Raw genomic sequence first — 17,022 nt, 5'->3', positions numbered from 1 at the left:
ATGGCAGGCAAGATCCGCGTCTATCGTCAGCGCATCCGTGCGGTGACGACGATCAAGAAGAGCACCCGCGCGATGGAGCTGGTCGCCGCGTCGCGCATCCGCCGTGCGCAGGAGCGCTCGCAGGCGGCCACGCCGTACGCCCGGGAGCTCACCCGAGCGGTGTCGGCGCTGGCGACGTACTCCCACGTCGACCACCCGATCACCACCGAGCGGGCGAACCCGCGACGGGCAGCCGTGCTGGTCATCTCCAGCGACCGCGGCCTGGCCGGCGCGTACTCCTCCAGCGTGCTGCGGGAGGGCGAGCGGCTCGCCGAGCTGCTGCGCGGCGAGGGCAAGGAAGTCGTCCCGTACGTCTGCGGCCGCAAGGCGGTGGCCTACTACCGCTTCCGCAACCGCGAGATCGCGGGGGAGTGGACCGGGTTCTCCGACGGGCCGAGCTACGACGACGCCCGAGCGGTCGGCCAGGAGCTGACGCAGGCCTTCCTGGCCGGCTCGGACGAGGGCGGGGTGGACGAGATCCACATCGTCTACACCCAGTTCGTCAGCATGATGACGCAGCGGCCGGAGGTCATCCGGCTGATGCCGCTGGAGGTCGTCGAGGGCGAGGAGCCCCCGGCGGAGGAGGATGTGCTGCCGCTGTACGAGTTCGAGCCCTCGGCCGCCGAGGTGCTGGACGCGTTGCTGCCGCGCTACGTCGACAACCGCATCTACCACTGCATGCTGCAGGCGGCGGCCAGTGAGCTCGCGGCCCGCCAGCGTGCGATGAAGTCGGCCACCGACAACGCGGAGGAGCTGATCCGTACGCTCACCCGCGAAGCAAACCAGGCCCGCCAGGCCGAGATCACCCAAGAGATCAGCGAGATCGTCGGTGGCGCTAGCGCGCTCGCCGAGTCAAGCGCTGGGAGTGAGTGAGAGAGATGACTGCCACGATTGGCGAGAACACCGCCGAGAAGTCGGCTGCCGGCGTCGGCCGTGTCGCACGCGTGATCGGCACGGTCGTCGACGTCGAGTTCCCCGCCGGCGCGATCCCCGACATCTACAGCGCGCTGAAGACCGAGATCACCCTCGGCGACCAGCGCAGCACCCTGACCTTCGAGGTCCAGCAGCACCTGGGTGAGAACCTCGTCCGGGCGATCTCGCTGCAGCCGACCGACGGCCTGGTGCGCGGCCAGGAGGTGCGCGACACCGGCGGCCCGATCACGGTGCCGGTCGGTGACGTGGCCAAGGGGCACGTCTGGAACGTCGCCGGCGACTGCCTGAACGCCGAGGAGGGCGAGGAGCTCGAGATCACCGAGCGCTGGCCGATTCACCGGCCGGCCCCGCCGTTCGACCAGCTCGAGGGCAAGACCGAGATGCTGGTCACCGGCATCAAGGTGATCGACCTGCTCACGCCGTACGTCCAGGGCGGAAAGATCGGCCTGTTCGGCGGCGCCGGTGTGGGCAAGACGGTGCTCATCCAGGAGATGATCATCCGGGTCGCCCGCAACTTCGGTGGCACCTCCGTCTTCGCGGGCGTCGGCGAGCGCACCCGTGAGGGCAACGACCTCATCCTCGAGTTCGACGAGAGCGGCGTCATCAAGGACACCGCGCTCGTGTACGGCCAGATGGACGAGCCGCCGGGCACCCGGCTGCGGGTCGCGCTGGCCGGCCTCACGATGGCGGAGTACTTCCGCGACGTACAGCGTCAGGACGTGCTGCTGTTCATCGACAACATCTTCCGCTTCACCCAGGCGGGCGCGGAGGTGTCGACCCTGCTCGGCCGGATGCCGTCGGCGGTGGGTTACCAGCCCACGCTGGCCGACGAGATGGGCCTTCTGCAGGAGCGGATCACCTCCACCCGTGGGCACTCGATCACCTCGATGCAGGCGGTCTACGTGCCGGCGGACGACTACACCGACCCGGCTCCGGCGACGGCGTTCACGCACTTCGACGCCACCACGGAGCTCTCCCGGGACCTCGCCGCGCAGGCGATCTACCCGGCCATCGACCCGCTGACCTCGACGTCGCGCATCCTGGACCCGCGCTACATCTCCCAGGAGCACTACGACACGGCCATCCGGGTCAAGCAGATCCTGCAGCGCAACCGCGAACTGCAGGACATCATCGCCATCCTCGGTATCGACGAGCTTCCCGAAGAAGACAAGATCACCGTGGCCCGGGCGCGCAAGCTGCAGCGGTTCCTGTCCCAGAACACCTTCGCGGCCACGCAGTTCACCGGCATCGAGGGATCGTTCGTCCCGCTGGAGGACACCATCGAGGCCTTCAAGAAGGTCTGCGACGGCGAGTACGACCACGTGGGTGAGCAGGCGTTCTACTCCGTCGGCGGTCTGGACGACGTGGAGCGCAAGTGGGCGGAGATCCAGAAGGGTCTCTGACCGGCTCGCAGGACGCAACACAGATGTGACGATTGGGGCCTCCCGGGCGCAGGTCGCCCGGGAGGCCCTGTCGGCGGATCCGGCACCGATCCGGCACCGGTTCGGCGGTGCGGGGTAGCCGGAAGTGGAATGCCCGGGAGCGGGTATTCTCCACAGAACGAATTCAGGCAAGAACGAATTCAGGCCAGGAGGATTCACGGTGGCAGAGCCCCTGCACGTCGAGCTGGTCGCACCGGACCGCACGGTCTGGTCGGGCGAGGCGACGACTGTCATCGCCCGTACGTCCGAAGGTGACATCGGGATCCTGCCCGGGCACGCACCGGTCCTGGGTCTCCTGGTCGACGGCGTGGTCGAGGTACGCACGCCGGACTCGGAGATCTACGTGGCCGCGGTCCAGGGCGGTTTCCTCTCGGTCGCGAACGACCGGGTGTCCATCCTCGCCGAGTACGCCGAGATGTCCCACGAGATCGATCTCGAGGAGGCCCGGCAGCAACTGGAGCGGGCCCGGGCGGCCGGCGAGAACGACCAGGAAGCTCTCGAGCACGTACGCCGCGCCGAGGCTCGCGTACGCGCTGTCGAGATGGCTTCCTGACGGCTGGACGGGGGGTGGGTGTGGCAGCGACAGGTCATGCGGCCGCGCCGCGCACGCCCTCCCGTGAGCCTTACCGCCGTACCACCGGTGGAGTCCGTCCTGCCCGAAGGCGTGGCTGTCCGGACGGTCGCAGGCGATGATCGAGATCATCCTCGACATCGCCGGGCTGACCCTCGCGCTCGTCCTCGTAGGTCTTGCCGGTCTGGCATTTCGCCGCCGTCTGCTGCAACGCGGCGGCGGCACTTTCGACTCCAGCCTCAGGTTGCGCAAGCAGGACAACGGCAAGGGCTGGTCACTCGGCATCGCCCGCTACGCCGGGGACTCCGTGGAGTGGTTTCCGGTGTTCTCGTACGGTTTCCGCCCCCGTCGGACGTTCTCCCGGAACGACCTGATCGTGCAGGCCCGCCGCGACCCGGCCGCCAACGAGGCCCTCGGGCTCTACGCCGACCACGTCGTGGTGGAGTGTGAGCAGGCCGGCCGGACGATCGAGCTGGCGATGGCCGAGGACGCCCTGACCGGCTTCCTGGTCTGGCTCGAGGCGGCCCCGCCGGGCCGCCGGCACGCGCCGCTCTGAAACCTACGACCTCAGCCCCGGCCCTCGAGCGTGAGCTAGGAACGCCCCGCCTGGTCGGCCCGCCCGCCGCCGGGCTGCCACAGCACGTCCCCACGGCCGGCGTTTGCCACCCGGGCCAGGATGAACAACAGGTCCGACAGCCGGTTGAGGTACTTGATCGTGGCCGCGTTCATCGTGTCCGCGTGCTCCTCCCAGGCCGCCCACGCGGTGCGTTCGGCCCGCCGGACCACCGTGCGGGCCGTGTGCAACAGGGCCGCGCCGGGCGTCCCGCCCGGGAGCACGAAGGAGCGCAGCGGCTCGATCCGCTCGTTGAACGCGTCGCAGTGCGCCTCGAGGCGTTGGACGTACTCCGGGGTGATTCGCAGGGCCGCGCCGGGCTCGGCGCCGTGGTCGACCGGGTTGCCGAGGTCGGCGCCCACGTCGAACAGGTCGTTCTGTACCTCCACCAGAACCGCCGCGATGTCCTCGGCCAGGCCGCCGAGGGCGAGCGCGGTGCCGATGCTCGCGTTGGCCTCGTCCACGTCGGCGTACGCCGCCAGCCGGCGGTCGGTCTTGGTGACCTGGCTGTTGTCGACCAGCCGGGTCTGCCCGCCGTCTCCGGTACGGGTGTAGATCCGAGTGAGGTTGACCATGTCCGCAGCCTAGGGCCTTTCCGCAGGACAGGCCCCAGGACACCTCACCCTCGGCGGGTGGTCTCGTCCGGAAGCACGAGTGTGCCGCGCGGCGCGCGGGCGGGGGCTCATAGCATGCACGGGTGGAACGGCTGAGAATTCGCGGTGGCAACCGGCTCGAGGGCGAGGTGCCGGTCAGCGGCGCCAAGAACAGCGCGCTGAAACTGATGGCGGCGTCGCTGCTCACACAGGGTCGTACGGTCCTGCACAACGTGCCCGACATCCTGGACGTGAAGTTCATGGGTGCGTTGCTCAAACGCATGGGCTGTGAGCTCGACACCTCGATGTTCGACAGCGGAACGCTCACCATCGACGTGCCCGAGTCCATCCACCACGAGGCTGACTACGACCTCGTACGCCGGCTGCGGGCCTCGATCACGGTGCTCGGCCCCCTGGTGGCCCGCTGCGGGCGGGCGAAGGTGGCGTTGCCGGGCGGTGACAGCATCGGCTCCCGCGGCCTGGGCATGCACGTGTCCGGGCTGGAACGGATGGGCGCCCAGATCGGCGTGGAGCACGGTTTCGTGGTGGCCGAGGCGCCTGCGGGGCTGCACGGCGCGAGCATCCTGCTGGACTTCCCGAGCGTCGGCGCCACCGAGAACCTCCTGCTGGCCGCGACCCTCGCCCACGGTACGACGTTGATCGACAACGCCGCCCGCGAGCCGGAGATCGTCGACATCGCCGACATGCTCACCAAGATGGGCGCGAAGATCGGCGGGATCGGCACTCCCACGCTGGAGGTGGAGGGGCCGGCGGACCTGTCCGCGGTCGAGCACACCGTGGTGCCGGACCGGATGGTGGCCGGCACCTGGGCGATCGGTGCCGTCGTGACCGGCGGGGAGGTCACCCTGCGGGACGCGCGGGCCGACCACCTCGACATCGTGCTGGACAAGCTGACCCGGGCCGGCGCGTCGGTGCGGACCGGGCCGGTGAGCTTCACTGTGTCGATGGAGGGGCGGCCGCGAGCCGTCAACGTCGTCACGCTGCCGTACCCAGGGTTCCCGACCGACCTGCAGGCGATGATGGTGGCGCTGGCCGCGATCAGCGAGGGCACCTCGATGGTGACCGAGAACCTCTTCGACGGGCGGTTCCGGTTCGTCCAGGAGCTGGCCCGGCTGGGCGCGGACGTGCGCACCGACGGGCACCACGCGGTGATCCGAGGACGCCCGGCGCTGTCCGGCGCACCCGTGGAGGCGACCGACATCCGCGCGGGTGCGGGCCTGTTGCTGGCCGGACTGGTCGCGGAGGGGGAGACGCTGGTGTCCGGCGTACACCACCTCGACCGCGGCTATCCCCGCCTGGTGGAGGTCCTCCAGGGACTCGGTGCCGACGTGCAGCGCGAGCCGGACAACGTCGACTTCGGCTGACCCCTCGGGGCGTCAGCGGAGGTCCACCTGGGCGCCGAGTCCCTCCAGCTTGGGCAGGAAGTTCTCGTACCCCCTGGCGAAGATGTCGATCCCGCGCAGCGTCGACCTGCCCTGCGCGGCCAGCGCGGCGATCATGTACGAGAAGCCGCCCCGCAGGTCGGGCACGGTGAGGTCGGCGCCGCGCAGCGAGGTGGGGCCGGAGATCACCGCGGAGTGGGTGTAGTTGCGCCGGCCGAACCTGCACGGCGTCGCGCCGAGGCAGTCGGTGAACACCTGGATCTGCGCGCCCAGCCGGACCAGTGCCTCGGTGAAGCCAAGGCGGTTCTCGTACACCGTCTCGTGCAGGATCGACAGCCCGGTCGCCTGGGTCAGCGCAACCACCAGGGGCTGCTGCCAGTCGGTCATGAACCCGGGGTGGACGTCGGTCTCCAGCGCCACGGCGTTGAGCTTGCCGCCCGGGTGCCAGAACCGGATGCCCTCGTGGGTGACCATGAACTCCCCGCCGGCCCGGCGGTAGACGTTCAGGAACGTCATCAGGTCGACCTGGCGGGCGTTGCGGACGAACACCTCGCCACCGGTGGCCAGGGCGGCGCAGGCCCACGAGGCCGTCTCCATCCGGTCGGGCAGCGCCTCGTGGATGTAGCCGCCGAGCCGGCGTACGCCGGTGATGCGGATGACCCGGTCGGTGTCGAGGTTGATGATCGCGCCCATCTTCTGCAGGACGCAGATCAGGTCGATGATCTCCGGCTCGACCGCGGCGTTGCGCAACTCGGTGACTCCCTGGGCGCGGACGGCGGTGAGGAGCACCTGCTCGGTGCTGCCGACGCTCGGGTACGGGAGTTCGAGCTGGGTCCCGGTGAGGCCGTTCGGCGCGGTGATCTGCAGGCCCTCCGGCCGCTTGTCCACGACGGCGCCGAACTGCCGGAGGGCGTCCAGGTGGAAGTTGATCGGCCGGTCGCCGATCCGGCAGCCGCCCAGGTCCGGGATGAACGCGTGCCCGACGCGGTGCAGCAGCGGCCCGCAGAGCAGGATCGGGATCCGGCTGGAGCCCGCGTGCACCTCGATGTCACCCATCGTCGCCTGCTCGACCCGGGAGGGGTCCAGGACCAGCGAGTGCGGCCCGTCGGCCCCGTCGCGCACGGTCACTCCGTGCAGCTCCAGCAGCTCGCGGACGATCGTGACGTCGCTGATCCGGGGCACGTTGGTCAACGTCGACGGCTGGTCGCCGAGGACGGCCGCCACCATTGCCTTGGGGACGAGGTTCTTGGCCCCGCGCACGGAGATCTCTCCGGCCAGTGGCGTCCCACCCGACACCTCCATGGTGTCGGTGTTCGTACGGCTCATACGTCTCCCTCCTGGTGGTCGTACGCCGCGACTTTCGCGTCGCGGCGACTCACCGTGTTGGTCGCCGTCTTCTCGTAAGGTGCCTGCATGACGGAACTCATTAGTCGCACGGTGGCGGTCGTAGGTTCCGGATTGATGGGATCCGGGATTGCGCAGGTGGCGGCCACGGCGGGCTGGCAGGTCATCCTCCGCGACGTCACCGACGACGCGCTCGAACGCGGGACGGCCGGCATCCGGCGGTCGCTGGAGACGTTCGCGCGCAAGGGCAAGCTCCCCGAGGACGCCGTCGAGGCGACCCTGGGGCGGATCACCACGACCACCGACCTGGGCGCGGTCGCCAAGGCCGGCATCGTGGTGGAGGCGGTGTTCGAACGCCTCGACGTCAAGCGCGAGGTGTTCGCCGAGCTGGACCGGATCTGCCCCGACGGCACGGTCCTGGCCACCAACACCTCCGCGATCCCGATCACCCGCATCGCCGCCGCCACCAACCGCCCGGAGGCGGTGGTAGGAACGCACTTCTTCTCGCCGGTGCCGATGATGGGGCTGTGTGAGCTGGTACGCGGTCACCGCACCTCCGACGCGACGCTGGAGCGCGCCCGGGAGTTCGCCGAGTCCGTGGGCAAGACCTGCGTCGTGGTCAACCGCGACATCGCGGGCTTCGTGACCACCCGGCTGATCTCCGCCCTGGTGGTGGAGGCGGTACGCCTGGTGGAGGACGGCGTGGCCACCGCCGAGGACATCGACACCGCCTGCAAGCTTGGCTTCGGGCACGCGATGGGCCCGCTGGCCACCACCGACCTGACCGGCGTCGACGTCCTGCGGCACGCCACCCGCAACATCTGGGACGAGACGGCCGACCCGAAGTTCTTCCCCCCGGAGTTGCTGACCCGGATGGTCGAGGCCGGCGAGCTCGGCCGCAAGTCCGGGCGCGGGTTCTACGACTACGACCAGCCCTGACCCGCGGGCCTCCGCATCCTGCCTGGCTGCGTTGTCGTCGTCGCACGTAGAACACCGCTACGTGCCTCCTCCTCCGCCTGGCCGGCCGGGCGCGGAAGACCCGCGCGCCTGCGCCCTCCGGGCGTGCGGAAGCGCAGGTCGCGGCAGCCGGGGCTGGTTTTGTAACCCCGGCTAGTCTCGTGACGTGCGTGAGAGCCTGCTCGACGTAGTTCTGTTGCTGGCGGTGGTCGGGCTGGTCTCCGGGCTGGCCCGCCGAACCGGTCTGCTCGCCCCGATCCTCCTGGTCGTGGCGGGCGTTGCGTTCTCGTTCATCCCGATCGGTCCCGAAATCCACCTCGAGCCGGAGCTCGTTCTCGAAGGCATCCTGCCGCTGCTGCTCTACATCGGGGCGATCCGCACCTCCCTGCCGGCGTTCCGCAGCAACCTGAGCCCGATCGTGCTGCTGGCGTTCGGGCACGTGCTGTTCATCGCCGCGATCGTCGGCCTGGTCCTGCACGCCGTCGTGCCGTCGATCCCGCTGGCGGCGACGTTCGCGCTGGGGGCCGTGGTGGCGCCGCCGGACGCGGTGGCCGCCAGCGCGATCGCCCGCCGCCTGCACCTTCCCCGCCAGGTGGTGACGATCCTGGAGGGGGAGAGCCTGGTCAACGACGCCACCGCGCTGGTGGCGCTGCGGGTGGCGGTGTCGGCCGCCCTCGGTACGACGGTGACCTGGCTCGGCGCCGTCGGCCAGCTCAGCCTTTCCGTGTTCGGCGGGCTGGCGATCGGCGGCGTGGTCGCCATGCTCGCCATGTGGTTGCACCAGCGCACCCGGGACGCGCTGCTGGACAACACGATCTCCCTGCTCACGCCGTTCGTGGCCTTCGTACCCGCGAACTACATCGGCGCCTCCGGCATCGTCGCGGTGGTGACCTGCGGCCTCTACCTCGGACACCGCCGAGACCGCATGTTCGACCCGGCGGCACGGGTGCAGATCGACGCGGTGTGGAAGGTGACGCAGTTCCTGCTCGAAGGGACGCTGTTCCTCCTCGTCGGGCTGCAGATGCGGTCGGTGGTGGACGCCCTGGCGTCGGGTTGGCAACTGGTGACCGCGGCGACCGTGGCCGTGGTCGCCACCGTCGTGGTCGGGAGGTTCGTGTGGGTTTTCCCCGGCGCGTACCTTCCTCCGATGCTGCGCCTGGACCGGGCACATCATGCCTATCCGCCGTGGCCGAACGTCGTGGTGGTCTCCTGGGCCGGTATGCGCGGAGTGGTGACGCTGGCGGCGGCGCTCAGCCTCCCGCTGCGGTTCCCCGGACGCGCACTGCTGGTGTTCATCGCGTTCGTCGTCATCCTGGTGACGCTGGTCGCGCAGGGGCTGACGCTGCCTGCGGTGGTCCGCCTCGTGGGTGTCGGCCGGGACGATCCGCGCAAGGACCTGCTGGCCGAGGCGGAAGTACGCCAGGACGCCATGCGCGCCGCCCTGGCCAGGCTGGACGACGACCGCGGCGACGCGCCCGACTACGTCGTCGACCGGCTGCGCGAGTCGGCCGAGATCCGCGCCAACCAGGTGTGGGAACGCCTCGGCAACCCCGACCGCGAACCCCCCACCGAGACCATGCGCCGGCTGCGGCTGGGAATGCTGGACGCCGAGCGCGGCGTCTTCGTTAAGGCCCGGGACGAGAAGCGGATCCCGGAGGAGGTGCTGCGCCAGGTGGAGCGCGAGCTGGACCTGGAACAGCTGATGATGGCCCGCGGCCGACAGGAGGACGACGACTCATGACCAGCCCGGCCTGTACGCACCTCGCACAGGCGACCGACGACGTGACCCCGAAGACGCCGCAGGGCTGCGAGGAGTGCCTGGCGCAGGGCACCGACGACTGGGTGCATCTGCGGTTGTGCCTGACCTGCGGCCACGTCGGCTGCTGCGACTCCTCCCAGTGGAAGCACGCGACCGCGCACCACCGCGAGACCGGCCACCCGGTGATCCGCTCGTTCGAGCGCGGCGAGGGCTGGCGCTGGTGCTACGTGGACCAGCGGATCGGCTGACCTCCACCGGTAAACCAGGAGGACCTCGGCGTACGTGATCGTTAGGGTGACGGCGTGGCACCCGTACGATCAAGCCTCGAGCAGGTCCGGCGATGACCGACCTCTCCGACCTGCTGGCCCGGGCCGAGGCCGCGCTGGCGGACGTTCCCGCCGACAGCGGCGCGAGCGCCGTGGTGGCCGGCATCGCCTGCGTGAGCTACCCGATCGACCAGCCGTGGGCGACCCAGGCCAAGGCGATGGGGCCGCCGTCGGCGTCCGCGCTGGACCAGGCGATCGAGTGGCTGGACGCGCATGCGATGACCCGCGGGCAGTGGGTGGTGACCACCCGCGCGAGGTACGCCGGCCAACCCGAGTTCACCCGGCGCGGGTTCCGGTCGTGGCTGGAGCTTCCCGTCCTGGTCCTGGGCAGCGTCGCCCGGCTCGCGGCGGCCGTGCCGGTCGCCGGCCTCACCGTCGGCGCGCCGGACAGCGCGGAGGAGTTCCTCGGTGTCTACGGAGCGGGGCTCGGCCCGCTGGTGACGCCCGGCGTCCTCGCCTCGCCCACCTACCACCTCCTGGTCGGCCGGGTCGACGGTGTGGCCGTCGCCTGTGCCCAGGTCCGGGAGGTGGCCGGTACGGCGTACATCTCGGCGGTCGGCGTCCTGCCCGAGTGGCGTGACCGCGGCATCGGCTCGGCGATCTCGGCGGCCGCGGCGAGGTACGCCCTCGGCCTGCGTCCGCGCGCGGTGTGGCTCAGCGCCGAGCCGCACCGGCACCGGATGTACGGCCGGATCGGGTTCCGTCCGGTGGACACCCACGTCCTGCTGCGCCCGGACGAGTAGAGGAGTAAGTAGGGGCGCGGGATCGAGCCGTGGCCGACCGCCGCGACGGAGGCCGCGACGGGCGAGTGGCCGAGCGGGTCAGCCGACGTGGGCGCGGACCAGCCCGACGACCTCGGCCGCGCAGCCCCAGGACACGGTGACGCCGGAGCCGCCGTGGCCGTAGCAGTGCACCACCAGCCGACCGGGCTCGCTCGCCTGGGCTTCGACCCGCACGGCCGGTCGGGCCGGCCGCAGCCCCACGCGTTCGCGGAGCACCCGCGCACGGGCCAGCGCGGGCTCCAGCCGCGCCGCGGCCGCGAGCAGGTCCCGGGTGGTCTCCGGCCGGGGCCGGGTGTCCCAGTCGCCGGGTTCGGCGGTGCCGCCGACGACCACCGAACGGCGCCGGGGTACGACGTACAGCGGGCGGCCGGGATCGGTGTCGTCGGCCCACCAGCGGGTGACCCCGACCTGGTCCAGGACGACGAGCTGACCGCGAACCGGCGTCACCGAGCGGTCCCGGGCGAGCGCGCGGGCGGCCAGCCCGGTGCAGTTGACCAGGATCGGGGCGTTGTCGGGGAGGGCGGGCAGCGCCTGCCGGGTGAGCGTGCCGCCGAGCGCGGTCAGCCGGGCGACCAGCCAGGGCAGGTAGATGCCGGTGTCCACCACGGGCGCTTCGAACTCCCAGCCGCCGGCGTACCCGTCGGGCGGCTCGCTCAGCGGGCGCAGGCCCGGCACCGCCGCGGCCCACCAGGGTTCGCTGCTCGTCGTACGGACGAGTTCGGCGCCGGGAACCAGGTCGACCCCGGCCGACTCCTCCTCGCGTGCCAGCCGGGTGAACCTGTCGTACGACGCGGCGGCCCAGGCCGTCACCCGGTCCTGGGGGAGCGCGCGGTAGGGGAACCACAGCGCGGCGGCCACCGCGGACGTCGTCTCCGGCGGAAGGTCGCGCGCCACGACGTTGACCTCGAACCCGTCCTCGGCCAGCGCCACCGCACAGGTCAGCCCGACCACTCCGGCGCCGACCACCAGCACCCGCCGCCGTGCGCTCGAGGCGGTGGTGGCCGGCAGCGGCTCGGTCACCTGCGCGCTGCCTGACTCGGTCGCCTGCTCGGTCACCTGTTCTGGGCCGGTCGCCATGTCACCGATGATGCCGGAGCAGGGACAGGTTGCGAAGTGGCTTGGTCCCGGCTGCCCCTGTCCGGGCCGGCTAGTGCGGGCCGGCGGTGTCGGTCTCTGTGCCGCAGGGGCCGCCGCCGAGGCTCTCCGGCAGCTCCACCGGGTCGCCGTCCATGGTGAGCGTGGCGTACCACGGCGAGATCCGCTCGCAGGAGTCCCGGCCGACGTAGTGGCAGATGAACGAACGCCGGAACCGGTCGGTGGTGGTGTTCGGTCCCGAACCGTGCACCAGGCTGCCGTTGAAGAACAGCACGTCGCCGGGCTGCAGGTCGACGGGCACGGCGGCGAGGCCGGGCGGCGGCGGGACGTACTCCTTGGTGAACGACACCTCGGGGTCGGCGTCCTCGGGGCAGAACACGTCCATCCGGTGAGTGCCGGGTACGACCTCGAGCCCGCCGTTGTCCCGGTCGATCACGTCGCAGGCGACCCATGCCGCCACACAGGTGCCCGGCTCGACGCGCAGGTAGAAGTTGTCCTGGTGGAGCGCCTGTCCGCGCGCGCCCGGCGGCTTGAAGTAGAACATGCTCTGCGCGGCCAGCGGCTCCTCGTCGAGCAGGTAGCTGAGGATCACCCGCAGGCGCGCGTCGAGGAGGTACTGCCTGGCGACGGCACTGATCTTGTGCGGGTGCATCACCCGGGGGTACTCGCGCAGCACGTCCGTCGGCTCACCGGGCGGGTTGGGCCGCGGCTCGAAGTGGCCGGGCACGGGGCCGCGCGCGTGCAGCGCGGTGAACTCGTCCTGGATCTCGGCGATCTCCTCGGGGGAGAACAGCGACCGGATGATGGTGAAGCCGTCCTCGGCGAACTGCCGGGCCGCGGCGGCGACGGGAACACCTTCTCGCTCGCGCGTGGGCGCGGCGGGAGCGCTGGTGCGGACGTCCGTCATGGTGGAGAGCCTCCTCGACTCGGTTCCGGCTCAGGTCGGCCGTGAGTACGGTCGTACCTGATGGAACTGCCTGTGACTCCTGACGGTACGGCGCCACCCGGCGGGTGGGGATGCCCGTGACCGCTGCCGACCTGCCCGATCCTGCTGCCGGCCCTGCTGCCGGTCCCACGGGGGACGGGGACGTCGAGGGGACGCCGGCGCCTCCGGCGGAGCTGGTGGTGGCGGCCCGTTTCGACGTTGGTGGCGGGTACGCCGTCCATCGGGCGCGGGGTGCGCCGAGCTGGCTGTTCGCCTGGACGCTCGCCGGCGGCGGGCGGTTCCGGCAGGGTGGGGTGACCGTCCGCGCCGAACCCGGAGACCTGGTGGCCCTCGGTCCGGAGCTCGCGCACGACTACACGGTGGCGCCGGGTGCGCCGGGCTGGTCGTTCTGGTGGGTGCACTGTCCGGCCCGCCCCGGTTGGCACGGCTGGCTGGCGCCCTACCGGGTGGGCGAGCGGCTCTACCGCGTACCGGAGGTGCCGGAGTACGTCCGCGGCCGGGTGGAGTCGGCGTTCCGGCGGTTGCACGCCGATGCCCGGTGGTCGGGCGAGGGCCCGTCGCCGGAGCCGGTGAGCCCGAGTCACCGCGACGTCGTACCCGCCGCGGCGACCGGAGTGGCGGCCCGCGAGCTCGCCCTCGGTGGCGTGGAGGAGGTGCTGGTGCTCACGACCGCGGCGGTGGCGGCGGCCGGCCCCAGGTCAGCGGCGGGCGCCGGACCCCCCGCCGGACCGCGGTCGGGGGAGACCGTCGACCCGCGGGTACGCCGGGTCGAAGCGCTGCTCGTCGCCGACCCGGCCGCGCCGCACACCGTCGCGTCGCTGGCCGCACGGGTCGCGTTGTCACCGTCGCGGCTGGCGCACCTGTTCTCCGCGCAGACAGGGCGTACGCCGATGCAGGCGCTGCGGGACGCGCGGATGCGGCACGCGGCGCGGCTGCTGGAGGCGACGGACCTGCCGGTGGGCAGTGTGGCCGCCGCGTCGGGGTTCGTCAGCGCGTTCCACTTCAGCCGGGTGTTCCGGGAGCGGTTCGGGGTGCCGCCGGGCGGTTACCGTCAGAACAGCCGTGCGGTCGGGTCGTCCAGCCCGCGGAGTACGTCGTAGTCGACCGTCACGCACTCGATGCCCCGGTCACCGGCCAGCACCCGGGCCTGCGGCTTGATCTCCTGCGCGGCGAACACTCCGCGGACAGGCGCGAGCAGCGGGTCGCGATTGAGGAGTTCGAGGTAGCGGGTGAGCTGCTCGACGCCGTCGATCTCGCCGCGCCGCTTGACCTCGACGGCGATCGCCGCACCGCCCGCGTCACGGCAGAGCAGGTCGACCGGGCCGATCGCGGTGGGGTACTCCCGCCGCACCAGCGTCAGACCTTCCCCGAGCGTGGAGGGGTGCTCGGCGAGGAGCTCCTGCAGGTGCGCCTCCACGCCGTCCTTTCGCAGCCCGGGATCGGCGCCGAGTTCGTGGCTGGAGTCGTGCAGCACCTCGTCCAGCGTGATCACCAGTTGGCCGCCGTCCTTCCCGGTGACCGTCCACCGCGCCGGGTCGGACTCGGTGGCCGGCTGCTCGACGAGCTTGCACGGGGGGCTCATCCAGTTGAGCGGCTTGTACGCCCGGTCGTCGTTGTGGATCGACACCGAACCGTCGGCCTTGACGAGGATGAGGCGGTTCGCGCGGGGCAGGTGGGCGGTGAGCCGGCCGAGGTAGTCGACCTGGCACGAGGCGATGACGAGGCGCACGACGCCTCACCCTAGGGCATGTCCGGTGGCCGGCCCGTCGGCTGCTCCGGGTGTGTGCGCTGGTGTGCCGCGGGCGGCCGCACAGCGGCGTCCGTACGGGAACCGGGTTGCGGTCGGGTCGCCGATTGCGAGACGCGTACGCAATAACGCATTGCCGCCGGCTTTGGGTGGAATGCTTCCGGCATCGCCGCACCGGTTGCCGCGCGCGGCGCTGACACGGGGGTGTATCGATGCGTCGCCTGCGAACGGTTCTGCCTGCCCTGACCACGGTCGTTCTGACGACACTGGCTACAGCCGGCGCGTGGGCGGCAGCTCCGTCCGGGTCATCCGTGGCACCATCCGGGCACACCACGCTCACCGGGCCGGACCGCGCCGGCCGCGCGGACCGACCCGGGGCCGGGCGAGGCGCGCAGCAGGCGAAGCTCGCCACGGTGACTCTCGTGACCGGCGACCGGGTACGCCTCACCACCGGCCCCGACGGCGCCTCCACCGCCACACCGATCCCCGGGCCGGGCCGCGGCGGAACGACGTTCGGCATCCGGCGGCACGGGCGCGAGCTGAGCGTCGTCCCGGCCGACGCCGCCCCTCTGGTGGCGAGCGGACGGCTCGATCCGCGGTTGTTCGAGGTCGCCGGGCTCGTGCGCGCCGGTTACGGCGACGAGAAGGCCGGCCAGGTCCCGCTCGTCGTCGCCCGGCCGACGGCCTCCACCTCGGCCACCTCGGCCTCGGCCACCTCGGCCTCAGCCGCTTCCTCGGCGCACTCGTGGCTCCCGCCCGCCCTGCGACCCGGCCGTGCCGTGCCGACCCTGAGCGGGCTCGCCGTCGCCGAACCCAAGGCCGCGGCCGGTAGGACCTGGCGCTGGCTCGCCAGTACGCCGAGCCACATCTGGTTGGACCCGTCGGCGGCCGGCGCCACCGCGAAGGGTGAGGAGCTCCGTGCCGCGCAGGTGGACCCCGCGACCTACACCCTCACCCTCCGGGTGATCGACCGCGCGGGCAGGCTCGTCACCGACCCGGGCCGGCTGCAGCCCTCGCCCACCGTGGTCGCCGACCTGGACACCGGCGAGATGGCCGACCTGACCGGAGGACCGACCGGCCTGGTCGCGCAGCTGACGGCCGGCACCTACACGTTCAGCGGGATCGTCTCCACCGACCAGGGTTCCTCGCCGACCAGCTACACGCTGCTGTCGGCCCCGCGGATCACCGTGCACGCCAACACCACGGTGACGCTGGACGCGCGGCAGGCACACCTGATCACCACCCGGGTCGACGCGGCCTCCCCGACGACGGGCGTGACGACCTTCGGCCTGGTGGAAACCGTCGGCGGCGAACCGTTCACCACGCTGCTGACCCTGCAGGGCAACGCGCCCAACCAGCTCTACGCGCGGGCCACCGGGACGGTCACCGGCCGGACGTACCAGTTCACCGTGTTCCGTTCCCTGGCGGCCGGCTCGGTCACCTACGACCTGCTCCTCGGGCAGCAGGGCAGTGTGCCGGCGAACCCAACGTACGTCGTGCACGACGCTGCCCTGACCCGCTACGACGCGGCGTTCGCGGCCCCGGGAAGCGGGCTGGACATCGACGGCGTGTGGTTCCGCGAGGCGCAGCTCCCCGGCGACTCCATGATGGGGCTGGGCTGGTACTTCGACGTGCCGCTGCCCGCCCGGCGGACGCACCTGTTCACCCCGCAGTACGCCGGCCGGTCGCTGGCGTGGTCGGACAACTTCGACATGCGGAGTGCGCCCACCCAGGTCTGGTACAGCGAGGTCTGCGACCCGCTGCGCTACGCGCCTGGCCAGCGGGTCCGGCACACGTTCAGTCCTGCGGCGTTCCGGCCGCAGGCGCAGGGCTTCCGGCAGGGCGACGGCGTGATGAACCTCTCGACGAAGCCGCTGTCACCGTCCCTGCGCGACGGGACGCTCATCGTCAACGACCCGACCGGCATCACCGCCACCAGCACGCTGCGCCGCTCGGGCGCCGTGGTGGCCAGGTCGACCGACCCGTTCGTCCTGAACGCGGGTGTCCAGCCGAAGGCGGGCGCGCCCTACACCCTGGACCTTCGAGCCGGGCAGCACGTGCCGTGGTCGAGGTACGCCACGACGGTGACCGGCCACTGGGAGTTCACCTCGGCCGCGCCGGCGGGTTACGGCGCCCCCGTCCCGCTGCTGAACACGGTGGCGGCCGGGACGTTCGACCTGCTCGGGCGGGCGCGCGCGGGGCAGCCGTTCACGCTGAACCTGCTGACGACGAGCCCCGACGCGACCAGCACGGTGACCCGGACGCTGCTGTGGTTGTCGTACGACGACGGGCACACCTGGACGCGCGTGAAGACGACTCCCGGCGCACCCGGCCGCTGGTCGGCACGGGTGAACCACCCGAACCTGCCCGGCCGCTTCGTCTCGATCCGGACGAAGGCCGAGGACGACCAGGGCAACGAGCTGACGATGACCTCGATCCGGGCGTACGGGCTGTACTAGAACTCTCCGCACC

16 protein-coding genes are annotated in these 17,022 nt (G+C 71.7%); 11 read left to right on the top strand and 5 right to left on the bottom strand.

Going from position 1 to position 17,022, the window contains the following annotated elements; translation table 11 throughout:
* The 4 genes from BLU27_RS27125 (at position 1) to BLU27_RS27110 (ending at position 3,541) form a co-directional block, all read left to right on the top strand.
* A complete protein-coding gene (locus BLU27_RS27125) occupies positions 1 to 912 on the top strand; it encodes a F0F1 ATP synthase subunit gamma (protein ID WP_092656459.1) in 912 nt (303 codons plus the stop codon).
* A 5-nt stretch (positions 913 to 917) separates the two neighbouring features.
* Positions 918 to 2,375: a F0F1 ATP synthase subunit beta gene (atpD, locus tag BLU27_RS27120; protein WP_092656458.1), complete on the top strand. Its 1,458-nt coding sequence runs from the start codon at positions 918 to 920 to the stop codon at positions 2,373 to 2,375.
* A 199-nt stretch (positions 2,376 to 2,574) separates the two neighbouring features.
* A complete protein-coding gene (locus tag BLU27_RS27115; protein ID WP_092656456.1) occupies positions 2,575 to 2,967 on the top strand; it encodes a F0F1 ATP synthase subunit epsilon in 393 nt (130 codons plus the stop codon).
* A 136-nt stretch (positions 2,968 to 3,103) separates the two neighbouring features.
* On the top strand, positions 3,104 to 3,541 hold the full coding sequence (locus tag BLU27_RS27110; protein WP_197681597.1) for a DUF2550 domain-containing protein: 438 nt from the start codon (positions 3,104 to 3,106) through the stop codon (positions 3,539 to 3,541).
* Positions 3,542 to 3,576: 35 nt separating this feature from the next.
* Here the strand turns inward: BLU27_RS27110 and BLU27_RS27105 are convergent, their stop codons facing one another.
* Complete coding sequence (locus BLU27_RS27105; protein WP_092656454.1) at positions 3,577 to 4,173, bottom strand: cob(I)yrinic acid a,c-diamide adenosyltransferase; 597 nt, start codon at positions 4,171 to 4,173, stop codon at positions 3,577 to 3,579.
* A gap of 122 nt (positions 4,174 to 4,295) precedes the next feature.
* Between BLU27_RS27105 and murA (BLU27_RS27100) the strand changes: the two genes are divergently transcribed.
* The gene (gene murA / locus BLU27_RS27100) at positions 4,296 to 5,576 is read left to right on the top strand and encodes a UDP-N-acetylglucosamine 1-carboxyvinyltransferase (RefSeq protein WP_092656452.1); all 1,281 of its coding nucleotides are present in this window, start codon (positions 4,296 to 4,298) and stop codon (positions 5,574 to 5,576) included.
* Positions 5,577 to 5,588: 12 nt separating this feature from the next.
* Here murA (BLU27_RS27100) and murA (BLU27_RS27095) read toward each other — a convergent pair whose 3' ends face one another.
* Positions 5,589 to 6,920 carry a UDP-N-acetylglucosamine 1-carboxyvinyltransferase gene (gene murA, locus BLU27_RS27095; protein ID WP_092656450.1) on the bottom strand — a complete coding sequence of 444 codons (1,332 nt, stop codon included), beginning with the start codon at positions 6,918 to 6,920 and terminating at the stop codon, positions 5,589 to 5,591.
* An 87-nt stretch (positions 6,921 to 7,007) separates the two neighbouring features.
* Here murA (BLU27_RS27095) and BLU27_RS27090 point away from each other — a divergent pair, with 87 nt between their 5' ends.
* From BLU27_RS27090 to BLU27_RS27075, 4 genes are all read left to right on the top strand, one after another.
* Positions 7,008 to 7,877 carry a 3-hydroxyacyl-CoA dehydrogenase family protein gene (locus BLU27_RS27090; RefSeq protein ID WP_197681596.1) on the top strand — a complete coding sequence of 290 codons (870 nt, stop codon included), beginning with the start codon at positions 7,008 to 7,010 and terminating at the stop codon, positions 7,875 to 7,877.
* A gap of 184 nt (positions 7,878 to 8,061) precedes the next feature.
* On the top strand, positions 8,062 to 9,636 hold the full coding sequence (locus BLU27_RS27085; protein WP_092656448.1) for a Na+/H+ antiporter: 1,575 nt from the start codon (positions 8,062 to 8,064) through the stop codon (positions 9,634 to 9,636).
* On the top strand, positions 9,633 to 9,902 hold the full coding sequence (locus BLU27_RS27080) for a UBP-type zinc finger domain-containing protein (protein WP_092656447.1): 270 nt from the start codon (positions 9,633 to 9,635) through the stop codon (positions 9,900 to 9,902). The genes BLU27_RS27085 and BLU27_RS27080 overlap by 4 nt, the downstream gene beginning before the upstream one ends.
* Before the next feature lie 92 nt (positions 9,903 to 9,994).
* A complete protein-coding gene (locus BLU27_RS27075; protein WP_092656445.1) occupies positions 9,995 to 10,723 on the top strand; it encodes a GNAT family N-acetyltransferase in 729 nt (242 codons plus the stop codon).
* 78 nt (positions 10,724 to 10,801) lie between these two features.
* Here BLU27_RS27075 and BLU27_RS27070 read toward each other — a convergent pair whose 3' ends face one another.
* Together BLU27_RS27070 and BLU27_RS27065 are read right to left on the bottom strand one after the other, a co-directional pair.
* Positions 10,802 to 11,839 (bottom strand): FAD-dependent oxidoreductase, encoded by a 1,038-nt coding sequence (locus BLU27_RS27070; protein WP_092656443.1) that lies wholly within the window; start codon positions 11,837 to 11,839, stop codon positions 10,802 to 10,804.
* A gap of 70 nt (positions 11,840 to 11,909) precedes the next feature.
* Positions 11,910 to 12,764 carry a phytanoyl-CoA dioxygenase family protein gene (locus BLU27_RS27065; protein ID WP_092656441.1) on the bottom strand — a complete coding sequence of 285 codons (855 nt, stop codon included), beginning with the start codon at positions 12,762 to 12,764 and terminating at the stop codon, positions 11,910 to 11,912.
* Positions 12,765 to 12,880: 116 nt separating this feature from the next.
* Here BLU27_RS27065 and BLU27_RS27060 point away from each other — a divergent pair, with 116 nt between their 5' ends.
* The gene (locus BLU27_RS27060) at positions 12,881 to 13,903 is read left to right on the top strand and encodes an AraC family transcriptional regulator (protein WP_241827667.1); all 1,023 of its coding nucleotides are present in this window, start codon (positions 12,881 to 12,883) and stop codon (positions 13,901 to 13,903) included.
* Here BLU27_RS27060 and nucS read toward each other — a convergent pair.
* Positions 13,855 to 14,532 (bottom strand): endonuclease NucS, encoded by a 678-nt coding sequence (nucS, locus tag BLU27_RS27055; RefSeq protein ID WP_092656438.1) that lies wholly within the window; start codon positions 14,530 to 14,532, stop codon positions 13,855 to 13,857. The genes BLU27_RS27060 and nucS overlap by 49 nt on opposite strands.
* Before the next feature lie 431 nt (positions 14,533 to 14,963).
* Here nucS and BLU27_RS27050 point away from each other — a divergent pair, with 431 nt between their 5' ends.
* Positions 14,964 to 17,009 carry a hypothetical protein gene (locus BLU27_RS27050; RefSeq protein WP_172805049.1) on the top strand — a complete coding sequence of 682 codons (2,046 nt, stop codon included), beginning with the start codon at positions 14,964 to 14,966 and terminating at the stop codon, positions 17,007 to 17,009.
* Positions 17,010 to 17,022 lie beyond the last annotated feature (13 nt).

Source organism: Actinopolymorpha singaporensis (assembly GCF_900104745.1).
GTDB classification, from domain to species: Bacteria; Actinomycetota; Actinomycetes; order Propionibacteriales; family Actinopolymorphaceae; genus Actinopolymorpha; species Actinopolymorpha singaporensis.
Note: the sequence above shows the minus strand (reverse complement) of the source record. Positions and strands in the feature narration are given on the sequence as shown.

Excerpts from the sequence above, each read along its gene's own strand:
- murA (WP_092656450.1), bottom strand. The coding sequence starts at position 6,920 with ATGAGCCGTACGAACACCGACACCATGGAGGTGTCGGGTGGGACGCCA.
- atpD (WP_092656458.1), top strand. The coding sequence starts at position 918 with ATGACTGCCACGATTGGCGAGAACACCGCCGAGAAGTCGGCTGCCGGC.
- BLU27_RS27105 (WP_092656454.1), bottom strand. The coding sequence starts at position 4,173 with ATGGTCAACCTCACTCGGATCTACACCCGTACCGGAGACGGCGGGCAG.
- BLU27_RS27125 (WP_092656459.1), top strand. The coding sequence starts at position 1 with ATGGCAGGCAAGATCCGCGTCTATCGTCAGCGCATCCGTGCGGTGACG.
- BLU27_RS27090 (WP_197681596.1), top strand. The coding sequence starts at position 7,008 with ATGACGGAACTCATTAGTCGCACGGTGGCGGTCGTAGGTTCCGGATTG.
- BLU27_RS27070 (WP_092656443.1), bottom strand. The coding sequence starts at position 11,839 with ATGGCGACCGGCCCAGAACAGGTGACCGAGCAGGCGACCGAGTCAGGC.
- BLU27_RS27065 (WP_092656441.1), bottom strand. The coding sequence starts at position 12,764 with ATGACGGACGTCCGCACCAGCGCTCCCGCCGCGCCCACGCGCGAGCGA.
- BLU27_RS27075 (WP_092656445.1), top strand. The coding sequence starts at position 9,995 with ATGACCGACCTCTCCGACCTGCTGGCCCGGGCCGAGGCCGCGCTGGCG.
- BLU27_RS27080 (WP_092656447.1), top strand. The coding sequence starts at position 9,633 with ATGACCAGCCCGGCCTGTACGCACCTCGCACAGGCGACCGACGACGTG.
- BLU27_RS27110 (WP_197681597.1), top strand. The coding sequence starts at position 3,104 with ATGATCGAGATCATCCTCGACATCGCCGGGCTGACCCTCGCGCTCGTC.